This is a genomic window from Candidatus Bathyarchaeia archaeon, from assembly GCA_038882715.1.
Lineage (GTDB): Archaea > Thermoproteota > Bathyarchaeia > Bathyarchaeales > DTEX01 > DTEX01.
Genome location: JAVZNR010000005.1, coordinates 106,123 through 124,718, shown reverse-complemented (window position 1 = coordinate 124,718; position 18,596 = coordinate 106,123). Strand labels below are relative to the sequence as shown.

Annotated in this window: 21 protein-coding genes and 1 tRNA gene; 9 read left to right on the top strand and 13 right to left on the bottom strand. The window is 44.7% G+C overall.

All coding sequences use genetic code 11. The features are described 5' to 3' along the window. Nucleotides 1-307: 307 nt before the first annotated feature. Nucleotides 308-868, bottom strand: coding sequence for a hypothetical protein (locus QXR61_04760; protein ID MEM3757255.1), 561 nt, complete (start codon nucleotides 866-868; stop codon nucleotides 308-310). An 80-nt stretch (nucleotides 869-948) separates the two neighbouring features. On the opposite strand from QXR61_04760, the gene QXR61_04755 reads away from it, so the two are divergent. After that, nucleotides 949-1,731, top strand: coding sequence for an undecaprenyl-diphosphate phosphatase (locus QXR61_04755; protein MEM3757254.1), 783 nt, complete (start codon nucleotides 949-951; stop codon nucleotides 1,729-1,731). Between the two features lie 86 nt (nucleotides 1,732-1,817). Then, nucleotides 1,818-2,267: a ParB N-terminal domain-containing protein gene (locus QXR61_04750; protein MEM3757253.1), complete on the top strand. Its 450-nt coding sequence runs from the start codon at nucleotides 1,818-1,820 to the stop codon at nucleotides 2,265-2,267. A 203-nt stretch (nucleotides 2,268-2,470) separates the two neighbouring features. On the opposite strand, the gene QXR61_04745 is transcribed toward QXR61_04750, so the two are convergent. After that, nucleotides 2,471-2,755 carry a DUF5615 family PIN-like protein gene (locus tag QXR61_04745; GenBank protein MEM3757252.1) on the bottom strand — a complete coding sequence of 95 codons (285 nt, stop codon included), beginning with the start codon at nucleotides 2,753-2,755 and terminating at the stop codon, nucleotides 2,471-2,473. A gap of 412 nt (nucleotides 2,756-3,167) precedes the next feature. Here QXR61_04745 and QXR61_04740 point away from each other — a divergent pair, with 412 nt between their 5' ends. After that, on the top strand, nucleotides 3,168-5,294 hold the full coding sequence (locus QXR61_04740) for a ribonucleoside triphosphate reductase (protein MEM3757251.1): 2,127 nt from the start codon (nucleotides 3,168-3,170) through the stop codon (nucleotides 5,292-5,294). Between the two features lie 42 nt (nucleotides 5,295-5,336). After that, nucleotides 5,337-6,014 (top strand): anaerobic ribonucleoside-triphosphate reductase activating protein, encoded by a 678-nt coding sequence (locus QXR61_04735; GenBank protein ID MEM3757250.1) that lies wholly within the window; start codon nucleotides 5,337-5,339, stop codon nucleotides 6,012-6,014. A gap of 18 nt (nucleotides 6,015-6,032) precedes the next feature. On the opposite strand, the gene gltA is transcribed toward QXR61_04735, so the two are convergent. The 3 genes from gltA to QXR61_04720 form a co-directional block, all read right to left on the bottom strand. Next, nucleotides 6,033-7,436 (bottom strand): NADPH-dependent glutamate synthase, encoded by a 1,404-nt coding sequence (gene gltA, locus QXR61_04730; GenBank protein ID MEM3757249.1) that lies wholly within the window; start codon nucleotides 7,434-7,436, stop codon nucleotides 6,033-6,035. After that, nucleotides 7,433-8,287 (bottom strand): sulfide/dihydroorotate dehydrogenase-like FAD/NAD-binding protein, encoded by an 855-nt coding sequence (locus QXR61_04725; GenBank protein ID MEM3757248.1) that lies wholly within the window; start codon nucleotides 8,285-8,287, stop codon nucleotides 7,433-7,435. The genes gltA and QXR61_04725 overlap by 4 nt, the downstream gene beginning before the upstream one ends. A 138-nt stretch (nucleotides 8,288-8,425) precedes the next feature. Continuing rightward, nucleotides 8,426-9,319: a 2-hydroxy-3-oxopropionate reductase gene (locus QXR61_04720; protein ID MEM3757247.1), complete on the bottom strand. Its 894-nt coding sequence runs from the start codon at nucleotides 9,317-9,319 to the stop codon at nucleotides 8,426-8,428. 91 nt (nucleotides 9,320-9,410) lie between these two features. On the opposite strand from QXR61_04720, the gene QXR61_04715 reads away from it, so the two are divergent. Then, nucleotides 9,411-9,488 (top strand) — tRNA-Ala (locus QXR61_04715). Between the two features lie 64 nt (nucleotides 9,489-9,552). Next, nucleotides 9,553-10,809, top strand: coding sequence for a site-specific integrase (locus tag QXR61_04710; protein MEM3757246.1), 1,257 nt, complete (start codon nucleotides 9,553-9,555; stop codon nucleotides 10,807-10,809). A gap of 224 nt (nucleotides 10,810-11,033) precedes the next feature. Here QXR61_04710 and QXR61_04705 read toward each other — a convergent pair whose 3' ends face one another. The 6 genes from QXR61_04705 to QXR61_04680 form a co-directional block, all read right to left on the bottom strand. Next, entirely contained in the window at nucleotides 11,034-12,119 is a 1,086-nt protein-coding gene (locus QXR61_04705; GenBank protein MEM3757245.1) for a hypothetical protein, read from the bottom strand. Nucleotides 12,120-12,161: 42 nt separating this feature from the next. After that, nucleotides 12,162-12,521, bottom strand: coding sequence for a hypothetical protein (locus QXR61_04700; GenBank protein ID MEM3757244.1), 360 nt, complete (start codon nucleotides 12,519-12,521; stop codon nucleotides 12,162-12,164). A 228-nt stretch (nucleotides 12,522-12,749) separates the two neighbouring features. Continuing rightward, entirely contained in the window at nucleotides 12,750-13,094 is a 345-nt protein-coding gene (locus QXR61_04695; protein MEM3757243.1) for a DUF86 domain-containing protein, read from the bottom strand. Next, entirely contained in the window at nucleotides 13,091-13,384 is a 294-nt protein-coding gene (locus QXR61_04690) for a nucleotidyltransferase family protein (GenBank protein ID MEM3757242.1), read from the bottom strand. The genes QXR61_04695 and QXR61_04690 overlap by 4 nt, the downstream gene beginning before the upstream one ends. 785 nt (nucleotides 13,385-14,169) lie before the next feature. Continuing rightward, on the bottom strand, nucleotides 14,170-14,706 hold the full coding sequence (locus tag QXR61_04685) for a DUF3368 domain-containing protein (GenBank protein MEM3757241.1): 537 nt from the start codon (nucleotides 14,704-14,706) through the stop codon (nucleotides 14,170-14,172). Continuing rightward, nucleotides 14,693-14,989, bottom strand: a complete 297-nt coding sequence (locus QXR61_04680; GenBank protein MEM3757240.1) for a UPF0175 family protein — start codon at nucleotides 14,987-14,989, stop codon at nucleotides 14,693-14,695. The genes QXR61_04685 and QXR61_04680 overlap by 14 nt, the downstream gene beginning before the upstream one ends. 359 nt (nucleotides 14,990-15,348) lie before the next feature. Between QXR61_04680 and QXR61_04675 the strand changes: the two genes are divergently transcribed. After that, nucleotides 15,349-15,924, top strand: coding sequence for a hypothetical protein (locus QXR61_04675; protein MEM3757239.1), 576 nt, complete (start codon nucleotides 15,349-15,351; stop codon nucleotides 15,922-15,924). Nucleotides 15,925-16,118: 194 nt separating this feature from the next. Here QXR61_04675 and QXR61_04670 read toward each other — a convergent pair whose 3' ends face one another. Both QXR61_04670 and QXR61_04665 read right to left on the bottom strand, forming a co-directional pair. Next, nucleotides 16,119-16,262, bottom strand: a complete 144-nt coding sequence (locus QXR61_04670; GenBank protein ID MEM3757238.1) for a hypothetical protein — start codon at nucleotides 16,260-16,262, stop codon at nucleotides 16,119-16,121. Then, a complete protein-coding gene (locus QXR61_04665; protein MEM3757237.1) occupies nucleotides 16,241-16,474 on the bottom strand; it encodes a hypothetical protein in 234 nt (77 codons plus the stop codon). The genes QXR61_04670 and QXR61_04665 overlap by 22 nt, the downstream gene beginning before the upstream one ends. Nucleotides 16,475-17,049: 575 nt before the next feature. Here QXR61_04665 and QXR61_04660 point away from each other — a divergent pair. Continuing rightward, complete coding sequence (locus QXR61_04660; GenBank protein ID MEM3757236.1) at nucleotides 17,050-17,673, top strand: hypothetical protein; 624 nt, start codon at nucleotides 17,050-17,052, stop codon at nucleotides 17,671-17,673. 110 nt (nucleotides 17,674-17,783) lie between these two features. After that, nucleotides 17,784-18,575 (top strand): hypothetical protein, encoded by a 792-nt coding sequence (locus QXR61_04655; protein ID MEM3757235.1) that lies wholly within the window; start codon nucleotides 17,784-17,786, stop codon nucleotides 18,573-18,575. The last annotated feature ends 21 nt before the right edge of the window (nucleotides 18,576-18,596 follow it).

The window sequence follows — 18,596 nt, the reverse complement described above, 5'->3', positions numbered from 1 at the left end:
ATACCCTTAGGACCCAAAGAGCTCCTAACAGCCTCCGCAATAACCCTAGCAGCCATAATATTATTATGCTGAGCCTCCCTACCCCTACTCCTCGTAGAACCCTCCTTCAATATCAAAACAGGAATTCCGCCAGCCGCCATAGAGATCTCCTCCAACCCAATTTTTGTTTAGTACAAATTGATTTGGTTGAATTTATATACTTTTCGTTCATAAATATATTAACAAGAAGATGAGATAACCAGGATTGAAGAAAAATGTGGAATCAGCTGAAAAAGCAAGAAAACCGAATATTTGGGCAATAAATCCTTTATTCTTCTATTTCTGCCCTAAACATCTTTTTTATACAATCATTACAGAACCCTTCGTTTTCCAGCGCCATGCTCGCAAGCAATCCCTCATACATCATGTCTATGGGTCTGACGTGATGCTTTAATCCGAGATTATGCCCTAATCCATGCGCGGCAATTTTTACACCCATATCATCCCCAACCTTAAAGAGAGAAACTACCCCCACATCATTTGAAACATAGTCATGCACTATGCTCGCAAATCTGCTGAGCCTCTTATCTTCAAACCTATGGTAAATCGCCACTATAGGCTCCCGCGTAACAGCCAATAAAAGATCCTTAATCTGCAGAAGTCTCCTAATTCTCCGGATCTTTTCAATGAGATTATTGAAAACGAACGCGTTACATACCTCTTCCTTAATCTTCACCTTTAAATCATGCTTCATGTTGACATTGCCGATGTAGTTCACCTCTTCCCATAAGCCTCTCGGAAAATATTCTATAGCCCTCAATATGACCTCTAAAATTTCCTCAACGCTCTCTCTTTGCTCATTTATTGTAAGGGCTTCTATAGAGGGCACTTTTAACCTCCACAATTATTGAGTAGCATCAAAATTATAAATTATTTTTTCCTCTCTAACTGGAATTGTGAGGCATGTTAATGGGGTTTGAGACAATACTACTCGGTTTAATTCAAGGTTTAACAGAATGGCTGCCGATATCGAGCACCGGACATTTAAGGTTATTCGAGATTATCTTTGGGCTTAAGCTTCCGCTCCTCTTTGACGTCGCCCTCCACATAGGCACAATCGCGGTCACAGTTTTCTTCTTTAGGGTCGAAGTAAAGAAGATTTTGACAGCTCTTATTAAACTTGACTTTAAGTCTGAGGAAGGATCAATTATACCAAAAATATTTTTCAGCCTATTTTTCTCCGCGGTCACAGGTATCTCTGTTAACTTTTTCTTTAAAGACGTTTCTTATGGAGTGATGCCCCTTGGAACCGCCTTTATTCTCTCTGGCTTAATAGTTTATGCTTCGAGGAAGGGTGAGCCCGCTAAAGAGTCTGTGGATTATAGATCGGCGGCTATAATTGGAGCTATGCAAGGATTATCAATAGTTCCGGGTTTATCAAGAAGCGGTTTAACAATATCCGCCGCATTGATGCTTGGCGTAAAAAGGGAAGAAGCGTTCAGATTCTCTTTCCTATTATCGATTCCAGCAATATTTGTAGCGCTGATAATGTTATTCTTCTCTGAGATCAATCTCCTTATTGAAGCCAATCTCGAATTAATAGACCTGTTCGCCGGCTGCCTCATGGCAGCGCTTTCAGGGTACGCTTCACTAAAATTTCTCCGCAGATTTCTCCACAAATTCCATCTTTTCGCGTTGTATCTGCTGCCTTTGGGCTCCCTTCTAATATTGGTTGATTTGCTGGCGATTTAATTTGACATTTATGTACTAAAATGTACTGAAAAGTTTTAAATATTACATAAAAACACAAATATTATCTTGTTTATGGTGTCGTCAACTTGGCGTCAAAGAAGAATAATGCTCCAATCAAAACCCGTGTGTGTATAGTTGAAATCTCAAGCCTTAAGCCTCACGAGCGAACCGATAGCTTTAGGGTTAAGGCGCTTAAAGATGAGATATGGCTTGACGGCGTTCTTAAGAAACCTATAGTGGTTGATGAAAAAACTAATGTGATAATCGATGGGCATCATAGAGTTGAAGCTCTACGCCTTCTCGGCTACACAAAAGTACCGGTCTGTTATGTGGATTACATGTGTGACAAGATAGGTTTGAAATCAACGGCTAAAGACAACATTGAGATAACTAAAGATAGAGTTATTGAAGCTGCGTTGAGAAACAGTCCATTTGGCCCTAAATCCACTTGGCATTACCTATCCCTTGAAAGGGGGATTAAGCATATATCGTTTATAGAGAGAAGAGTCGATATGCCTTTAGACTCACTTAAATGAGTCACCTGCTCAGAACTGAAACCTAGACTCCACTCTTCAAAATGCTTCATAAAATTCTGCCGTGGGTGGAGGGGGAAGCGCATAACAGGGAAACTCAACTCTCCTAGATCTCTCTACTTGTCAAATATGTTTCCCTGCGCTTCCCCCTCCATAAGAAAGTTGAGATAGCAAGAATAAAAACTTTACCCTCATTATCTCTCAATCTAATTTCTGGTTTCAGGATATTTTTCCCTTATCTTCTCGTCGGCTACTTTGGCTATTAATCCGCTTGACACTAAAACATATTTAGCCTGCATTACCTCAGCCATATCAGCTATCTTTTGATCTTGGGTTACAAGTATCAAGTCGTTTTTCTTCGCATACAAAATTATATCCTCATCTTTTGCCCCCTGAAGCCCTGCGTCGCTGACTGTTAAAACTTCCCACCCCAGAAGTTCAAAATATTCCTTTAATCCGGAATACATTTCATCTAATAGTATCCTCTTCAAACGCCGCCATCCCGCTATAGATCTTCACCAATCTAATACCCTAAAGTCTCTTATATAATCCTTGTAGCCGTTCCGCCATAATCTCTCGAGTATTTTCTTTAGAATCTGAAATATAGGATTACAGCTATCTCTAGCGAAATTAAAGAGGTAATGGTCAAATTTTACATGGTTTTGTGAAAAGATGGAAGAAACCTGCTTTTGATGTAAGTCTAAACTAATTAAAATATCATTTATTTCTAGTCCCTTGTTAAAGGTTCAGTCAGTTTTTCGACTTTTTCTCATATCTAATTTTTTTGATAAATAAATTTAAGTTTCTGTACGCCTTTATTTTCTCTAGTCATTAAGGTCGCTGTTAACGATTCCATTTCACATAGTTGATTGGAAGGTCTTATTTGGTGGGGTGTTTAAGGTCTTGAGATACGTCAGAAAGAGGGATGGTAAACTAGAGCCGTTCGATCAGGAACGTATAACTAACGCTATATGGAAGGCCACTAAAGCTGTTGGCGAAGAAGACAGGGAGCTCGCTAAGCGCTTAAGCGATAAGGTTGTTGATGAGCTTAGGAAGCGTTTTGGCGAGGATGGCGTACCGACAGTTGAAGAGATACAGGATGTTGTGGAAAAGATTCTAATTGAGAATGGTCATGCTAAGATCGCTAAGGCGTACATTTTGTATCGGAAGCAGCATCAGGATTTAAGAGAACTTGCTGAAATACTTAGCTCTACGGATCTAGTCGAGCAATACCTTAACTTAGAAGATTGGTATGTGCGTGAGAACTCGAACATGAGTTTTTCATTACAGGGCTTAAATAATTATTTGACAACGAAAGTTATCGAACGCTACTGGACTAATCGAATATATCCGCCGAACATCGCTGAAGCGCACCGTTCAGGCGACATACATATCCACGATCTAGGGGTTTTAGGACCATATTGTGTTGGGTGGGATTTAAGAGATCTTCTACTGTCCGGGTTTGGCGGCGTTTACGGGAAAGTTGAGAGTAAGCCTGCAAGACACTTTAGAACAGCCCTTGGACAGGTTGTGAACTTCTTCTATACGCTGCAGGGTGAGGCTGCAGGGGCACAAGCATTTAGCAACTTTGATACGCTTTTAGCGCCGTTTATCCGCTATGACGGCTTAGATTATAAGGAAGTTAAGCAAGCGCTTCAGGAATTCGTATTTAACATTAATGTTCCAACAAGAGTCGGCTTCCAAACTCCATTCACCAATATAACGCTGGATCTCAAGGTTCCCGAATTCATGAAGGGTGAGCCGGTTATATATGGCGGTAAAGTGGCTGACGACGCTTATGGCGACATGCAAGATGAAATGGACATGTTAAACATGGCCTTCGCTGAAGTCATGACTGAAGGCGACGCTAGAGGCAGGGTGTTCACTTTTCCAATCCCAACATATAACATAACGAAGGATTTTGATTGGGATTCCCCCGTTTCGCAAAAGATATTTGAGTTGACGGCTAAATATGGTGTGCCATACTTCTCAAACTTTGTGAACAGCGATATGAAGCCGGAAGATGTCCGCTCAATGTGTTGTCGCCTGAGAATAGATAATAGGGAGCTGCGGAAGCGTGGTGGAGGTTTCTTTGGCGCCAACCCTCTTACGGGCTCGATTGGCGTTGTGACAATAAATCTACCCAGAATTGGATATTTGACGAAGGATGAGGATAGGTTCTTTGAGAGGCTTGGCGAAATCATGGATCTCGCCAAAGATAGCCTAGAGATAAAACGCAAGGTTTTGGAGAGGTTTACTGAGAAGGGATTATATCCTTACTCTAAGCATTATCTGCGATTTGTTAAGGAGACTTACGGTAAATACTGGAAGAACCACTTCTCAACGATAGGCATCATCGGTATGAATGAGGCTTTACTAAACATGTTTGGTTTTGGAATTGAAACTAAAGAAGGATTAGACTTCGCAACTAAAACCCTGCTCTTCATCCGGGAGAGGCTTCTAGAATATCAGGAGGAGACCGGCAACCTATATAATTTAGAAGCTACGCCAGCTGAGGGGGCATCATATAGGCTTGCCAAGATAGATAAGAAAAAGTACCCGGATATAATAGTTGCCAACGAAAAGTATCTGTCTAAGGGCGCTGAACCATTTTACACGAACTCAACGCATTTGCCAGTCGACTACACTGGCGACCTGTTTGAGGCGCTCGACCATCAAGATAGGCTCCAACCACTATATACTGGTGGAACGGTTTTCCACGTTTTCCTCGGCGAAAGAATCTACTCATGGGCTGCCGCCGCAGCTCTCGTCAAGAAAATATCCTACAGCTATCATATACCGTACTTTACTTTAACACCAACATTCAGCATATGTCCCACACACGGGTACATAAATGGCGAACACAAGGCTTGTCCGAAGTGCGGCGTCAGATGCGAGGTGTATTCAAGAGTCGTAGGCTACCTTAGACCCGTAGATCAGTGGAACGATGGAAAGCAGTCAGAGTTCAGGATTAGGCAGAAATTTGACCGAGCTGTTTTAATGGTTGCGCCGGAGATCCTAGCGCGATAAAATTAAACAGTGCTCTTTGTCCGGATAGAATCCGGGGTAAACATGAAGTTTAGTGGGTTGCAGAAGACGAGTTTAATCGACTTTCCGGGTAAAATTTCCAGCATACTTTTTACGCCGGGCTGTAATCTTCGTTGTCCATACTGCCAAAACTGGAGGATAGTCGTTAACCCTCAGGGCCCCTTTCTCTCGGAGGATGATGCCCTAGCGATACTGGAGTCAAGGAAGAAGTATGTGGATGCTGTCGTTATAACCGGCGGTGAACCATTAATTCACAGCGATATACTGCAATTCATTAAGAGGCTTAAGGAAAGGAACTTTTCGGTTAAACTTGATACGAATGGCTTCTTTCCAGACCTGCTTAAGCGGTGTTTAGATTATGTGGACTATGTTGCCGTGGACGTTAAGACTTCACCGGAGAAGTATCATTTGTTAGGCGCTAAAGAAGTGAGCAGTCTCTTTAAAACAATAAATCTGCTCAAAGAATGCGGTGTTGACTATGAATTCAGGAATACTGTTGTGCCAAGAATAGTTGAGGAGGAAGACGTGGTAAAGATTGGTGAGACCGTGAAAGGAGCTAAACGTTTTGCATTTCAACAATTTATTCCAGAAGATGTACTAGATGAGAATTTTAGAAGCGTTCAACCATATCCATTTGAAACCATAAAGCGTTTCTCCGAAATAATGAAGAAATATGTTAATGAAGTGATTTTGAGGGTTTAAGTGTAAAGCGCGTTTCAACTACTTATTCATTTTATTCATTAAATACCTGTGTATTGACCTAGCCGCCTTTTTCCCAGCTCCCATAGCGCTTATAACTGTCGCTTCGCCCGTAACTATGTCTCCTCCAGCATACACGCCCTCAATGCTAGATCTCATATTCTCATCGACAATTATTGTTCCATCTTCAGCAACCTTTAGTCCGGGCGTGGTTTGCTGGATAAGCGGGTTAGGCCTCCTGCCAATAGCAACTATAACCGTGTCGACATCCATCAGAAAGTTTGAGCCTTCTATTGGAACAGGTCTACGCCTGCCGGATTCATCCGGCTCAGAAAGCTTCATTTTCACGCACTCCATTTTCCTAACCCATCCCTCCTCATCCCCATGATAAGCCACTGGCAACGTTAAGAAATCAAATATTATGCCCTCCTCCTCAGCGTTCTCAACCTCCTCCTTTCTAGCCGGCATTTCAGCCCTAGACCGCCTATAAACTATGTGAACCTCTCTTGCCCCAAGCCTTAAAGCGCTTCTTGAAGCATCCATAGCTACGTTTCCAGCCCCAATAACCGCCACCTTCTCTCCAATCTTAATTGGAGTATCCCATTCTGGAAACAGGTATGCCTTCATTAAGTTGACGCGTATAAGAAACTCATTTGCGCTATATATGCCGCAAAGGTTCTCGCCCGGTATCCTCATAAACATTGGTGGGCCCGCGCCAGTTCCAATGAACACCGCGTCAAAACCATGGTCGTTGAGAAGCTCCTGAATAGTGTAAAGTCTGCCAATTAAAGCATCCGTTTCTATCGTGACGCCAAGCCTCCTCACGTAGTTGACCTCCGCCTGAACGATGCGCTTAGGAAGCCTGAACTCTGGAATACCGTACATTAAAACGCCCCCCGGCTCGTGAAGGGCCTCGAAAACGATGACTTCATGCCCCAGTTTGGCGAGGTCTGCTGCAGCCGTCAGTCCAGCTGGTCCAGCGCCTATAACAGCCACGCGCTTACCGGTGGACGGCGGCTTCTCCGGCACTTCAACGCCGTGACTCAGCTCCCAATCTGCGAGGAACCTTTCTAGCCTGCCAACCTGAACCGGGTCGCCTTTTCTCCCGAGGACGCAGTTCTTTTGGCATTGATCCTCCTGGGGGCAAACTCTCCCGCAGATCGCTGGCAGATTGTTTTTCTCTTTAATTTTACGTATAGCCTCCCTGAACTCTCCCTCTCTAAGAAGCTTTATAAACGCGGGTATGTCTATTTCAACCGGGCATCCCGGAACGCATTGAGGGTTTTGGCACTGCAGACACCTCTCGGCTTCAAGGATCGCCTGCTCCTCACTGTAGCCTAAGGCCACCTCGTTAAAATTACGTATTCTTTCTTCCGGAGGCTGCTTAGGCATTGGAACAGCTTTAAAACGATTCCATCCACTCATTGTGCTCTATGCACCCCCAAGATTTTTCGGTTCATCTCCCAGTACTCTAACGCAGCCTTTTCTTCCCCGAGAAATGTTGTCTGCCTTTTTATTAGTTCTCCAAAGTCCACCTCATGGGCGTCAAATTCTGGGCCCTCTACGCAGGCGAACCTTGTTTTACCGCCAACTGTAACCCTGCATGCGCCGCACATGCCCATTCCATCCACCATGATCGGATTCAAACTCACAATGGTTTTAATTCCAAATGGTCTTGTAACCTCAGCTACAGCCCTCATCATAACGGCGGGCCCTACAGCGTAAACCATGTTAAATCTATAGCCACTCTGAATTAGCGTTTTTAGGACGTCGCTCACAAAACCTTTATGTCCCCTTGTCCCATCATCCGTAGAAATATAGAGTTCATCTGAGACTTCAGCCATCTCCCCCTCAAATATCAGCAGGTTGGAGCTTCTCGCACCTATTATAGAAACCACCTTATTGCCAGCCCCTTTAAACGCTCGCGCTATCGGATATGCGGCGGCTATCCCTACCCCACCGCCCACAACACATACAACCCCATACCTCCTTATCTCGGTTGGGTTTCCAAGCGGGCCGAGAACGTCCAGTATTACGTCGCCTTCATTAAGTTCCCCTAGCTTTCTAGTTGAGATGCCGACTTCAAGGAAGACTAGGGTAATTGTTCCATCGTCAATATTCCAATCGGCAATAGTTAATGGGAATCTTTCCCCTTTCTCGTCAACCCTTAAAATAACGAACTGCCCCGGCTGGGCTCTCCTAGATATTTGTGGGGCCAGCACCTTCATTAGCTTTATTCTCGGCGCAATCTCCCTTTTCTCGACTACTTTATACATTGTTTCACTCCTAGGTCGAAGTCTCGTATTAGAGATAGAGTGAATTATCAGGCTAATTTAATCTTTCGGACTAATGAGAATCCTCTAGAAACGGCTAAAACAACATTTAGAGGAGTAACATTCTATTACGCGCGGCTTTTACCCTCCAGACAACTTTCTTCCAGCTATCTTCTCCATTGCAGCTATCGCCGCCTGCGTTCCCTCCTCACCTAAACCTTCGGCTTCAACTATTCTTAGGAGCTGGTGGACTAAGGCTGTTCCAGGCAGCGGTAGATTTAATTCCGCCGCCAATTCTAGCGCTAGGCGTAGATCTTTCTGCTGATGCCTAATCTTAAATCCGGGTTTAAAGTCTCGCTCTATCATTTTAGGCCCAAGATTAATCAGCATCCATGAGCTTGCGGCGCCAGCCGAAATAGCCTCCAAAAGCTTTTTTAAGTCCAATCCAGCTTTCGCGCCAAGCATAAGCCCCTCGCAGACCGCCTGAATATTTAGCGCGCATATCACTTGATTGCAGAGTTTAGCGGTTTGACCCATGCCGCTCGGACCCATATAAGTTATCTTTTTGCCGAGCGCCTCAAATATTGGCAAGCACTCCTCGAAAGTATCCCCTGGGCCGCCAACCATTATTGACAGAGTTGCTTCTCTAGCGCCCTTCTCGCCGCCGCTCACCGGCGCATCAAGCATTTTAACGCCCTTCTTAGCAAGCTCCTCGGCTATTCTACGCGTCACAGCCGGCGATATGGTGCTCATATCTACGACTATTAAGCCCGGTTTAGCGCCGTGGATCACACCGTTAGATCCAAGTATAACTTCTTCAACATCGGACGAATCGGTAACCATTGTAATGACGACGTCTGATCTCTCAGCAACCTCTTTAGGTGAGCTAGCGCCATAAGCCCCCATAGCGATAAGATCATCCATCTTAGACCTAGTCCTATTCCAAACGGTTAGGGGATAACCGGCCCTAAGGAGATTAATGGCCATAGGCTTACCCATGATCCCCAAACCAATAAAGCCAATTCTCTTCTTCACGCATTTACACCTCCAAAAACAATATGCGGCAAAACCCTTAAAAATATCTCCTATAAAAATAAAAGAATGAACGAATAATACTGAGATTGATGGGCGGGTAGATCAGCCTGGTATGATCGCGGCGTTGGCATCGCCGAGGTCGAGGGTTCAAATCCCTCCCCGTCCACCAGTCTTTTGGGTCCACATTCCTTCCCTTTTTAAGTTCTGCGGGCTCCTCTTTTATGGGGCTTGGGTTGAGGGAGGATATTTACGACTTCGCTAGGAGGATTGAGCGTTATAGGCGGATTATCGCTGAGCTTGGGAATGGCGATGTCGCGCTTAGGTTGCTGGACCACTTAGCTAGTCTTGGGCTTAGTGAGGCGGCGCTCAGCAATCAAGCGGCGCACTTAATCGCCGTGCTACGTCTAATAGACTTTGATGTTAGGGAGGCAACGCGGGTCAATGTTGAGCGCGTGGTGGCGAAGATTAACGGTAATAGGTCTTGGAGGGAGGAGACAAAGCGCCATAAGAGGCTTGTCTTGAAGAGACTTATACAATTCGCCAAGTGTGGGAGCTGCGAGAGGGGTGCGCCTGTTCCGCCTGAGGTTGCATGGATCAAGGTCTCTAAAAAGAGGGCGAATGATTCTAGGGTAAAGCCTGAGGCGCTACTCACAGTAGATGATTTTGAGGCTCTTGTAAAAGCTACTGAGAATGCCAGGGATAGGGCCATGGTTTATACGCTCTTTGAGGGAGCGTTGAGACCGGGCGAGCTGCTAAGCATGAGTGTTGGCAGCGTAGAGTTTAAAGATAAATATTGCCTTATAACCGTTGTCGGTAAGACCGAGCTCAAGAGGATTCCGCTTGTAGTTTCCTATAAGCCGCTCTTAAAATGGCTTGAAGAGCATCCGCTTAGAGACGACCCAAATGCCCCATTATGGTGCTCCCTGTCAAGAAACTATCTAGGCAGAAGATTAAGCTACAGGCACTTCCGCCTAATAATAAAGCGTTTAGTGAAAAAAGCCGGGTTAAGGAAGGAGGTTTGGCCGTACCTGTTCAGGCACACGGCGATCACGAAGATGGCTAAGGTTCTGACAGAAGCCCAGCTGGAGTCCTATGCGGGCTGGGTCCACGGCTCGAGGATGCCGGCCAAATATGTTCACTCTGACACCAGAGATGTTGAGGAGGCGATTCTCTCCATATATGGCATAAAGAAGGTTGAGGCGGAAAGCGTAGTTAAAACAGTTAAGTGTCCTAGGTGCGGCTCAGTCATCCCTGAAACAAGCAGGTTCTGCAGCGAATGCGGTCTGCCCCTCAGCATGATGACAGCCTACAAGGCTGAGATGTCCGCCAAGGAGGTTGTTGAAGCAGCGGAAATGATTGAGTCAATGAAGCAGAAGATGGCTGAGCAAAGCGCTGAGATAGCTGAGCTGAAGACAATCCTAGAGGCAATAAAGTCAAAGAAGATTGGTATTGTACGCGGTGACCACACAAACTTACCACATCTAAAGTGATGCCCAAATAATATGTGCAAGTCTCTGTAACACGCAAATGCGTGTCCAAACAATATACTCTTAGAACGATATTTAACTATGCCTTCTAAGCCTTAGACGTATCGATTGCGCCGTATAGAATGGCGATTTGTCATAATATGACAAAACTCTGCACAAGATTAGGTTGAATGTGATAAAAATTGGGGCTTAATCTCGCTAGAGAGACACGCATATGCGTGCTTGATTTACCCGTCCTGCTCAAGCTGCTTGATCTGCTCACGGAGGGCATTGATCTCATCGTCGATGGTTTTCATCTTCTTAGATAGCATGCTTAGCTCTGCTAGATTTACTTCCATCCTATATTCCTCATCGACTCTGCCAGTCCTCTCAAACTTTAAGATTTCTTGGACTATCCTGAGTTCCCTGTTGAGCGTCTTCTCTATGAGCTTGAAGTGGCTGTTGCTCTGTGAGCATGGGTAGTCCTTCCAGCCAAGCCACTCCGCGGCCTCTTGGTCAACCGTTATTGTTGCGGTTCCCTTCTCGTCAACAGCTATTTGATATGGTGATGCCAGTGCGAGGGTTGTGTTAATCACTTGGAAGACCTTATTAAGGGCCTCGGCTCTCCACCTTGGCATGTCCCTCTCAGCCTGCTCGGCCCTCTGGAGCCATACTCCCCTGACCGGCACCTTTAGGATCCAGTCGTTCTCACCGCCTAGGACTGCGGCCATAGCCCTGCTCAGCAATGGTCTCCAGAAGACCTCCTCCTCAACTGCACTAGACTTAGCTCTTGCGTAGGTCTCCTCAGCCTCCCTATAGGATGCCAATGCGTATAATAGCGCCGCCTCATGAATCGATGTGTAGAGGAGCCTCCTCCTCATAGATGCCCAGCTGCCCGGGTACACGACATCCCCATTCCTGCAGACTATCCAGACTTCATCCGCGGCACCGCTCATCCAACTCGCATACCAGCCTACGCGGTCCTGAATAGCTACGATAACCTTAGCGAAGTTATCCTTAGCCTTAATTATACTAGCGCACTTCTTAACCTCAGACTTCACCGGATAGCGCTCACATTCAATGTAGACGTTCTCCGCTCCATCCTTAACGAATATGTCCACGTATATCGGCTCACCATTAGAGCACTCAACGACTTTCTCGAAGCTTATCTCTCGCAGCCCCTCACGCCATAAGTGCAACGCCGAATAAAGCCTAAGCACCTCATGGGCTGGTGGACCGCGCTTCGGAGCCCTATTATAAGCATCCCTAAGCTCGGCGGGCAAGCCCTCAGTAACCCTCTCTAACAAGCTCTTCCCATCGCTTGGTTCGGACATGATCAATCACCATTTTGTTAATAAACAAATAATATTTTTATCCTAAAACTTAACTATCTTCGGCTCAACAATTATCTTCAGTTCTCTTCTACTATTCACGGCTGCCAGCCCTATCCCGGTTACCTCAAAGACCTTTATGTCTAGGCGCTCAGCCCTAGTCTGACTTGTCACTAAGAGCGCCTCATCATATCCGTGCGCTAGTGCTTCCAGCAGCTGTCCTAGCCCACGCAGAATATCATCGTTATCACTCTTTAACTCCACAGCTATCTTTATTCCGCGCTCATAAACCTCGCCATCAATCATACCATTCCCAACGCGAATGCCACCACTGGGAAAGAAGACCGCGCAACCCATACTCTCATAGAAACGCCTCACAGCCCTACCTAGATCCTTCGCCTTCATCCTTACCCAACAATAATACATCTGAGCATCGTTATATAAGACAATTATAGAGATTGGGAGTTATTTGCTTACGCGAGCATACAGAACTGACATTTTTCACATCATTTGCATACTAGAGACCGCTGAGAAAACCAAAAGGAGAGAAGATTAGCCTCGATATTCGGCAATCTCACATTAACCCATAGCATGCCTCAATTATTTTGCCTTCTAATAATGTATCTCATGGCTTTAGCCCAAGCTCTCCAGAATGTTCTCTATCAGTGGTTTGAGCGGCGGTATATCTTTCTTTATTGTTTTCCATAATATTTTGACGTCTACGCCGAAGTATTCGTGGATCAATTTGTCCCTCATTCCAGCCATCTTCTTCCATGGAATCGAAGGATACTTGTCCCTAACTGATTTAGGTATATGCTTGGCCGCTTCACCTATAACCTCAATGCTCCTAATTACGGCATTTATAGTCTTTTTATCTCTTGCAAAATCCTCGAAATCCATGTTTCTTGTGAATTCCTCGATATCCTTGATTGAGTCAAGTATGTCTTGTAGGTAATCCCTATAATCCCTTTTCCTCATAGGTAGACAACTTCTCTTAAAATGTGTTCTCCAATCCTAGGCTTTAGAGCATCCCTCGTAACAAGGTCAACCTTCAAGCCAAGCAGTTTACTTAAATAATCCTCTAAGTCCATGAATTCAAAGAGGCTCGGCGGCTCCTCAAACTCGATTAGGATATCAATATCGCTCCTCTTCCTCTGCTCACCCCTAACAAAAGAGCCAAAGATCCCAATCTCCTTAACCTTAAACCTTTCTCTCAATTCATCTTTATGCTCAGATAAGACCCTTTTTACCTCTTCAAGAGACCTCATATGCTTAAATCCCTACTTTAAACTAAGATCAACTAAATTTAAACATTTAACCTTCGCTTTCTCTACTGTTTACTGAGACTAATCCTATTCCGCTGGCTTCAGTATCGCTCTTCAAGCAACTTCTTTACGTAATGAAAGAGAGGTTTCTTGAGATTTTAGATATCGAAGAATTGTTCTCTCGCTTAATAGGTGTAGATTGAAAAATGAGGAGTACGAGAGAGTTAAGATGAACTCCGTAACTTTCGCCAGACATGATTGCCATGAATGTACTTTATACTCCTTTACTGAATATTTCGATTACTATGTAATTTACTAGCAGCTCCCGATTACTGGCGGGAGTGAGTTAAGCACCTAGTTTATTAATGCCATCTCTTTGGGGAGTCCCTTGTCTAAACCGAATACCTCCAATATCTTAGAGGATTATTTAAGTAAACTGCCTCAAACCATGCATATTTATGTATTTTTCATTTCCCTAAGTATCTATCAAAGTAGGATTAGCGTTTAAAGATCTCGTTAGAGAAAAACTATTAAGTGTTATAAAAAGTAAATACCGCTTATCTGAACCCACGCATAGCACCCTACGATTAGGTGGGGCGACGTAAGCAGGATCAAAAGCAATACGAGGGCGCAGGATCTCCTCCCCAAATCCTCCCCCTCATTAAAAAGTCTTACCTTTTCTTAAGATAAGGCTTCCCGGCCAATAAAAGACGAACAAAAAGGGGCTTACTTACCCATATATTTAATCAGGTGTCATGGACATTTATATTTTAAAAACTTGACCTCATTTAGTGTCGTGGTTCTAGCTCGCTGAGGATTCTGCGGTATAGTTCTGGGCTTATTCTGAACCCGGCTTTTAGGAGCTCGTCTAGGATTTGGATTGTCTCGTCCCTCGTCATTATTCCCCGCTTATAGGCTTTGATTATTATGCCGCATGTTCCGATCGGCGTTATATTGAGCATCTTTGATACTCTTCTCGCTTCTCCATCATCCGCTATAAGATATTTTATGTTTAGCTGCTTGCACAGCTTAATTGCCTCCCTCTCCCCTAAGCCGAGCCTTATATTCGTGTCTAGGAAGCGGTATTCGGCGTCTATCTCAGGCTTCACCCGCTCCCTAACAATCCATGCCCCAACAGCCCGCTCAATAATGAACGCATCACTAATGTTAAGAGCCTTCCCCCTGACCACTGCCTCCTCGAAAACGGCCTTGGGGATAAAAATTTTCTCAAAGACAGATCTAAGTATTTCGAGCTTGCCGACCTTCGCCAGGTAGATTAGTGGTGTGGAGTTTGAGACTGCGTAGGTAGGCTTATCTTCGCTCAAGCGCCTTCAGATCCTCTTCAAAGTCCTCAACGCTATACTGGAGTGTGACCTTCTTCTGCGCCAATACATCAATCATCTCCCATATTGAGACACCAGCAATCTCGGCAGCCCTTGAGAGCGTAACTGACCCATCCCTATACAATTCTACAGCTTTATTAAGCCTCCACTCACGCAGGTAATGCTCCAACGCCCTCTCCAGAATGGTCGACTTATCCACCCTCTCCTCTCTGGCTATCTCTTCTATGAAACGCACCATTTCCTTAGGCAGCCTAGCCGAAACCACCTCGGACAAGGATAGACCTCCGTATACAATTTAAAACAATGTCTACGTATTTAAACCTTCCAAGCCATATCAAAGAGAACGGACATCATATTGAACTTAATAATTAATTAACCACTTCAATAAGGTTCTTCGCCCCCTTAATACTTCCAGCGGCTTTATATATGAATTCATCATTCTGCTGCTTTTCCCCATCAAGAGGGGTTCGCGCCTAGAAATGTGAAACTTAAAGTTAAGAGCACTATGCCGCCTTACTCGCTTTAATGAAAGCATGAGATTTGGTCGTGTCTTAAGTTCATATAACAAAACTTAAATTAGAGATTTCAGCACGTTATATTTGGATTAGGTCTGGAGGAAAATTAGTGAGTGCTAGTTTGGAGCCTTTAATGTTTTATGTTGGGAAGAGCTTCTTTGACAGGGCGAAGAAAACCTTCAACTTGGGCTTCATCGTGAGGAAGCCTCTGCTCCAAATTCTCAGAGGTATGGGTTTTCAGCCGAATGAGATGGATAGGGATGAGGTTAAGAGGGCTCTTGAGGAGTTCGCTAGGACAAGCGGCGTAACAATAACCTACGCCCAGATTCTCAGGGAGATCACGCTTTCACTGCTGACGCCTACAGCGCTCCTCAAGGCGGCTAAGGGCGAAACAATATCTTTCTTCGGCGCCTACGACCTAGGCTTCAGCATATTCATGGAATTCCAGACATCGATAAGTAGAGCCTTTAGGCCAACAATAATCACATTCATATGGCTGGTCTTACCGAGAACCATAGAGGGCTCAGAGAGAGCGCTGCAGGTACTCAGGGAAATTAGAGATAGGGTTGGCGTTTTGCCGATAACCCCCGACGAGTGGGAAGATGTTCAGCCAGTAACCGAAAAGCTCCTTAAAAGCGGCTTCACAATAAAAGGACTAACAGAAAACCTCTGGACAAATATATAAAGCGCGCCTCGCAGAATCCTCTTTCAATCCCTCCCGCCCCTCCCTCTAAAAGTAGAGAGGAGTCTAACGAACAGAAAAGGGAAGAAGGAGTTTGAGGGGAGTTTAGAGCCAACACACTCTTAGAGCAAATCAACGCAATCTAAACTGCTTTAATGTGGCTAATCTTCTAAGGTGAAACTGGAAAGAAAAACCCATTATAGGAGTAGGAGCTCCACCTCTTTCAACGTTCCCCTCACTGGGTCGACCTCTAAACCGAAGGATTCTAGGGCTGTTACGCCTAAAATGACCTGATCTTCATCCTCCCCCATAATAACGGTTACTGTCCTCCTCCTTCCCATAATCTCCATTCAGCCTCGCTTATATCCCTCTCAACATATCCGCCGAAAGCCCTAAACCTCCTCCTCTCAATCGGCTTAACACCCAACTCCTCAAGCCTCCTTCCAGGTATAACGCTATATATGGCTCCCATGTCAACTATACCCTCTACCTCAGTAATCTTTGTGGGAGAAAGCGGATTAAAAACACCAAATTTAACCCTAATGAAACCCAAGGAATATCACTCTCACATAATACTGCCATAGGAATATCACTCTCGCTCTATCCACAGCAACACTTGTATCGAGAATGGTCATTGAAGCCTCTCCCTCTCTTTCCCCTAAGAGATTCAATCTTACATGCCTCGAAACTCACATTTGACACAAACTCTTTCTAGTTATTTGAAGATGCTGTTATATGGGGGCTTGTGCCGAAGACAATCGATGAGAAGACCCTTCAGCCAGTTTACGTTATAAAGATCCAGTGATAGAAGATGTGAGGAGAGTGGAGAAGGCACTTGTGAGGGCCCTTGAGCAGCATTGGAAAGATTGGGAGCAGATATCTTCCGACCTTCTATTGGAGTTTTAGCTGGGTTATCTGATGACTAAGGTTTACTCCTCCATCTACTCCTACCCAAGTAAATCAATCCAAGAAATAGAGGAAATTATTGATGAAATTGAAAGAAAGACTGAAAGGATACGTAATCATGACACTAGAATTGAATTGGCTAAAAAGATCAGGAGATTGCGCATAGATCTAAAAGATAGATTTTGATATTAACAATTTTAGATTCCTATCTCATCACATATTATGCTCATCTTAGCTCTACTACTCAATCTACTCCTAGTAGTCTTACCGCACTTACCAACAATCAACCCAGATTTTAAGCCAGTAGGCGTGGACGTAATCCTCTATAAATCCTTTCTCGAAGAAGCTGAAGACGCTGGACTTATACAGGCGCTGGCAAATGGAGGAATGGGGAGGCCACTTTATCTTATGTTAGTATACTGGTTATGGGCTTCCATAGGGAAAAACACTGTTCTCCTAATGGATTTACTACATCCCTTGGCAGCTTTAACTGGTCTCGCGTTGATCTCCTTTTATGTGGCACGTAAGATTAATGGGGAGGAAGCTGTCAGTTGGGCTGCTCTACTCATAATTTCGTTTAGCGTGGGCGCGCCCACCTGGAGGATAGTGATGAGAAAAGAGATGTATGCTGTTATAGCGGCTCTGTTAATTTCTTTAAGCGTTCTCCTAGTTGCATTGCAGCCTCAGACAGTTATTGGACAGTACTATGCTGTCGGCGGAGAAATAGTGGCTGAAGCACCCTCACCAGAACTATTCTTGACAAGCCAAACAGTTATGGCGATCATGGCGATAGCGGCCGCTGCCGCTGCTGCCGGGATATTAGTCTACAATAAACGGAGAATCTAGTCTCTCAACCCTCTTATCTTCTTTCTTTAATTTTTTAAGATTAGGAATATGTATAGCATAGTCATAGATTATTTAGAGAATCTAACAATTTAAGAGTTGAGGAGTTATCTTTGGGTGTGAGGGGCGCTAGGGGAATAAGTGGGAGATGGCTTACTATTGTGAAGGTTGCACTTATACTATCCCTGATTCTCGCCATAACTCTGCTCTGCTCCAGGTTGACCCCCAGCAATAGAGATAGCGGTTCTCCCGCATCCCCCTCTGTCGATATGTTTAGGGCCGCTATCGTTGATGGCATAGGGTTTACTAGGCCTAACCCATCGTTTACTCAGGGCGTTAAGGATTTGTTGGAGGGGGCTGGCTTAAGGGTTGACATCTATGAGGGTGGGAATGTTACTATAGATTTGCTTAGGGGGATCGGCGGTTATGGGCTTCTAATTCTTAGGCTTCACAGCGCAATGGACCCTAAATACGGCTTCCTATACCTCTTCAGCGCCGAGAGGTTCAATGAGACCGAGTATGAGGCGAGGTTCGATGAGGAGCGTAGAACAGGCGCCGTTAGGGAGGGCATAACATTTGAGGGTGAAGCATATTTCACGCTTAGGGCCGACCTGCTAGGTTACATGAACCAGGGCGGGTTAAGCGGCTCAATCATAATATTGATGGGCTGTAATGGGACAAATTCAGAGCATGCGATAAATAGATTATTTGAAAGGGGTGTTAGGGCCATAGTAGCCTGGGACGGATACGTAGACCTAAACTACACAGATGAGATAACGTTAAAACTTATAGAAGCCGTCTACAAGAAGGGTCTAAGCTTTGAGGAAGCAGCCAACAAAATTATGGATGAATACGGCCCAGACCCAACCTATAAAAGCAAACTCAAATACCTAGTTAAGCCATAGTAATTTAGGTTAACTGCTTTA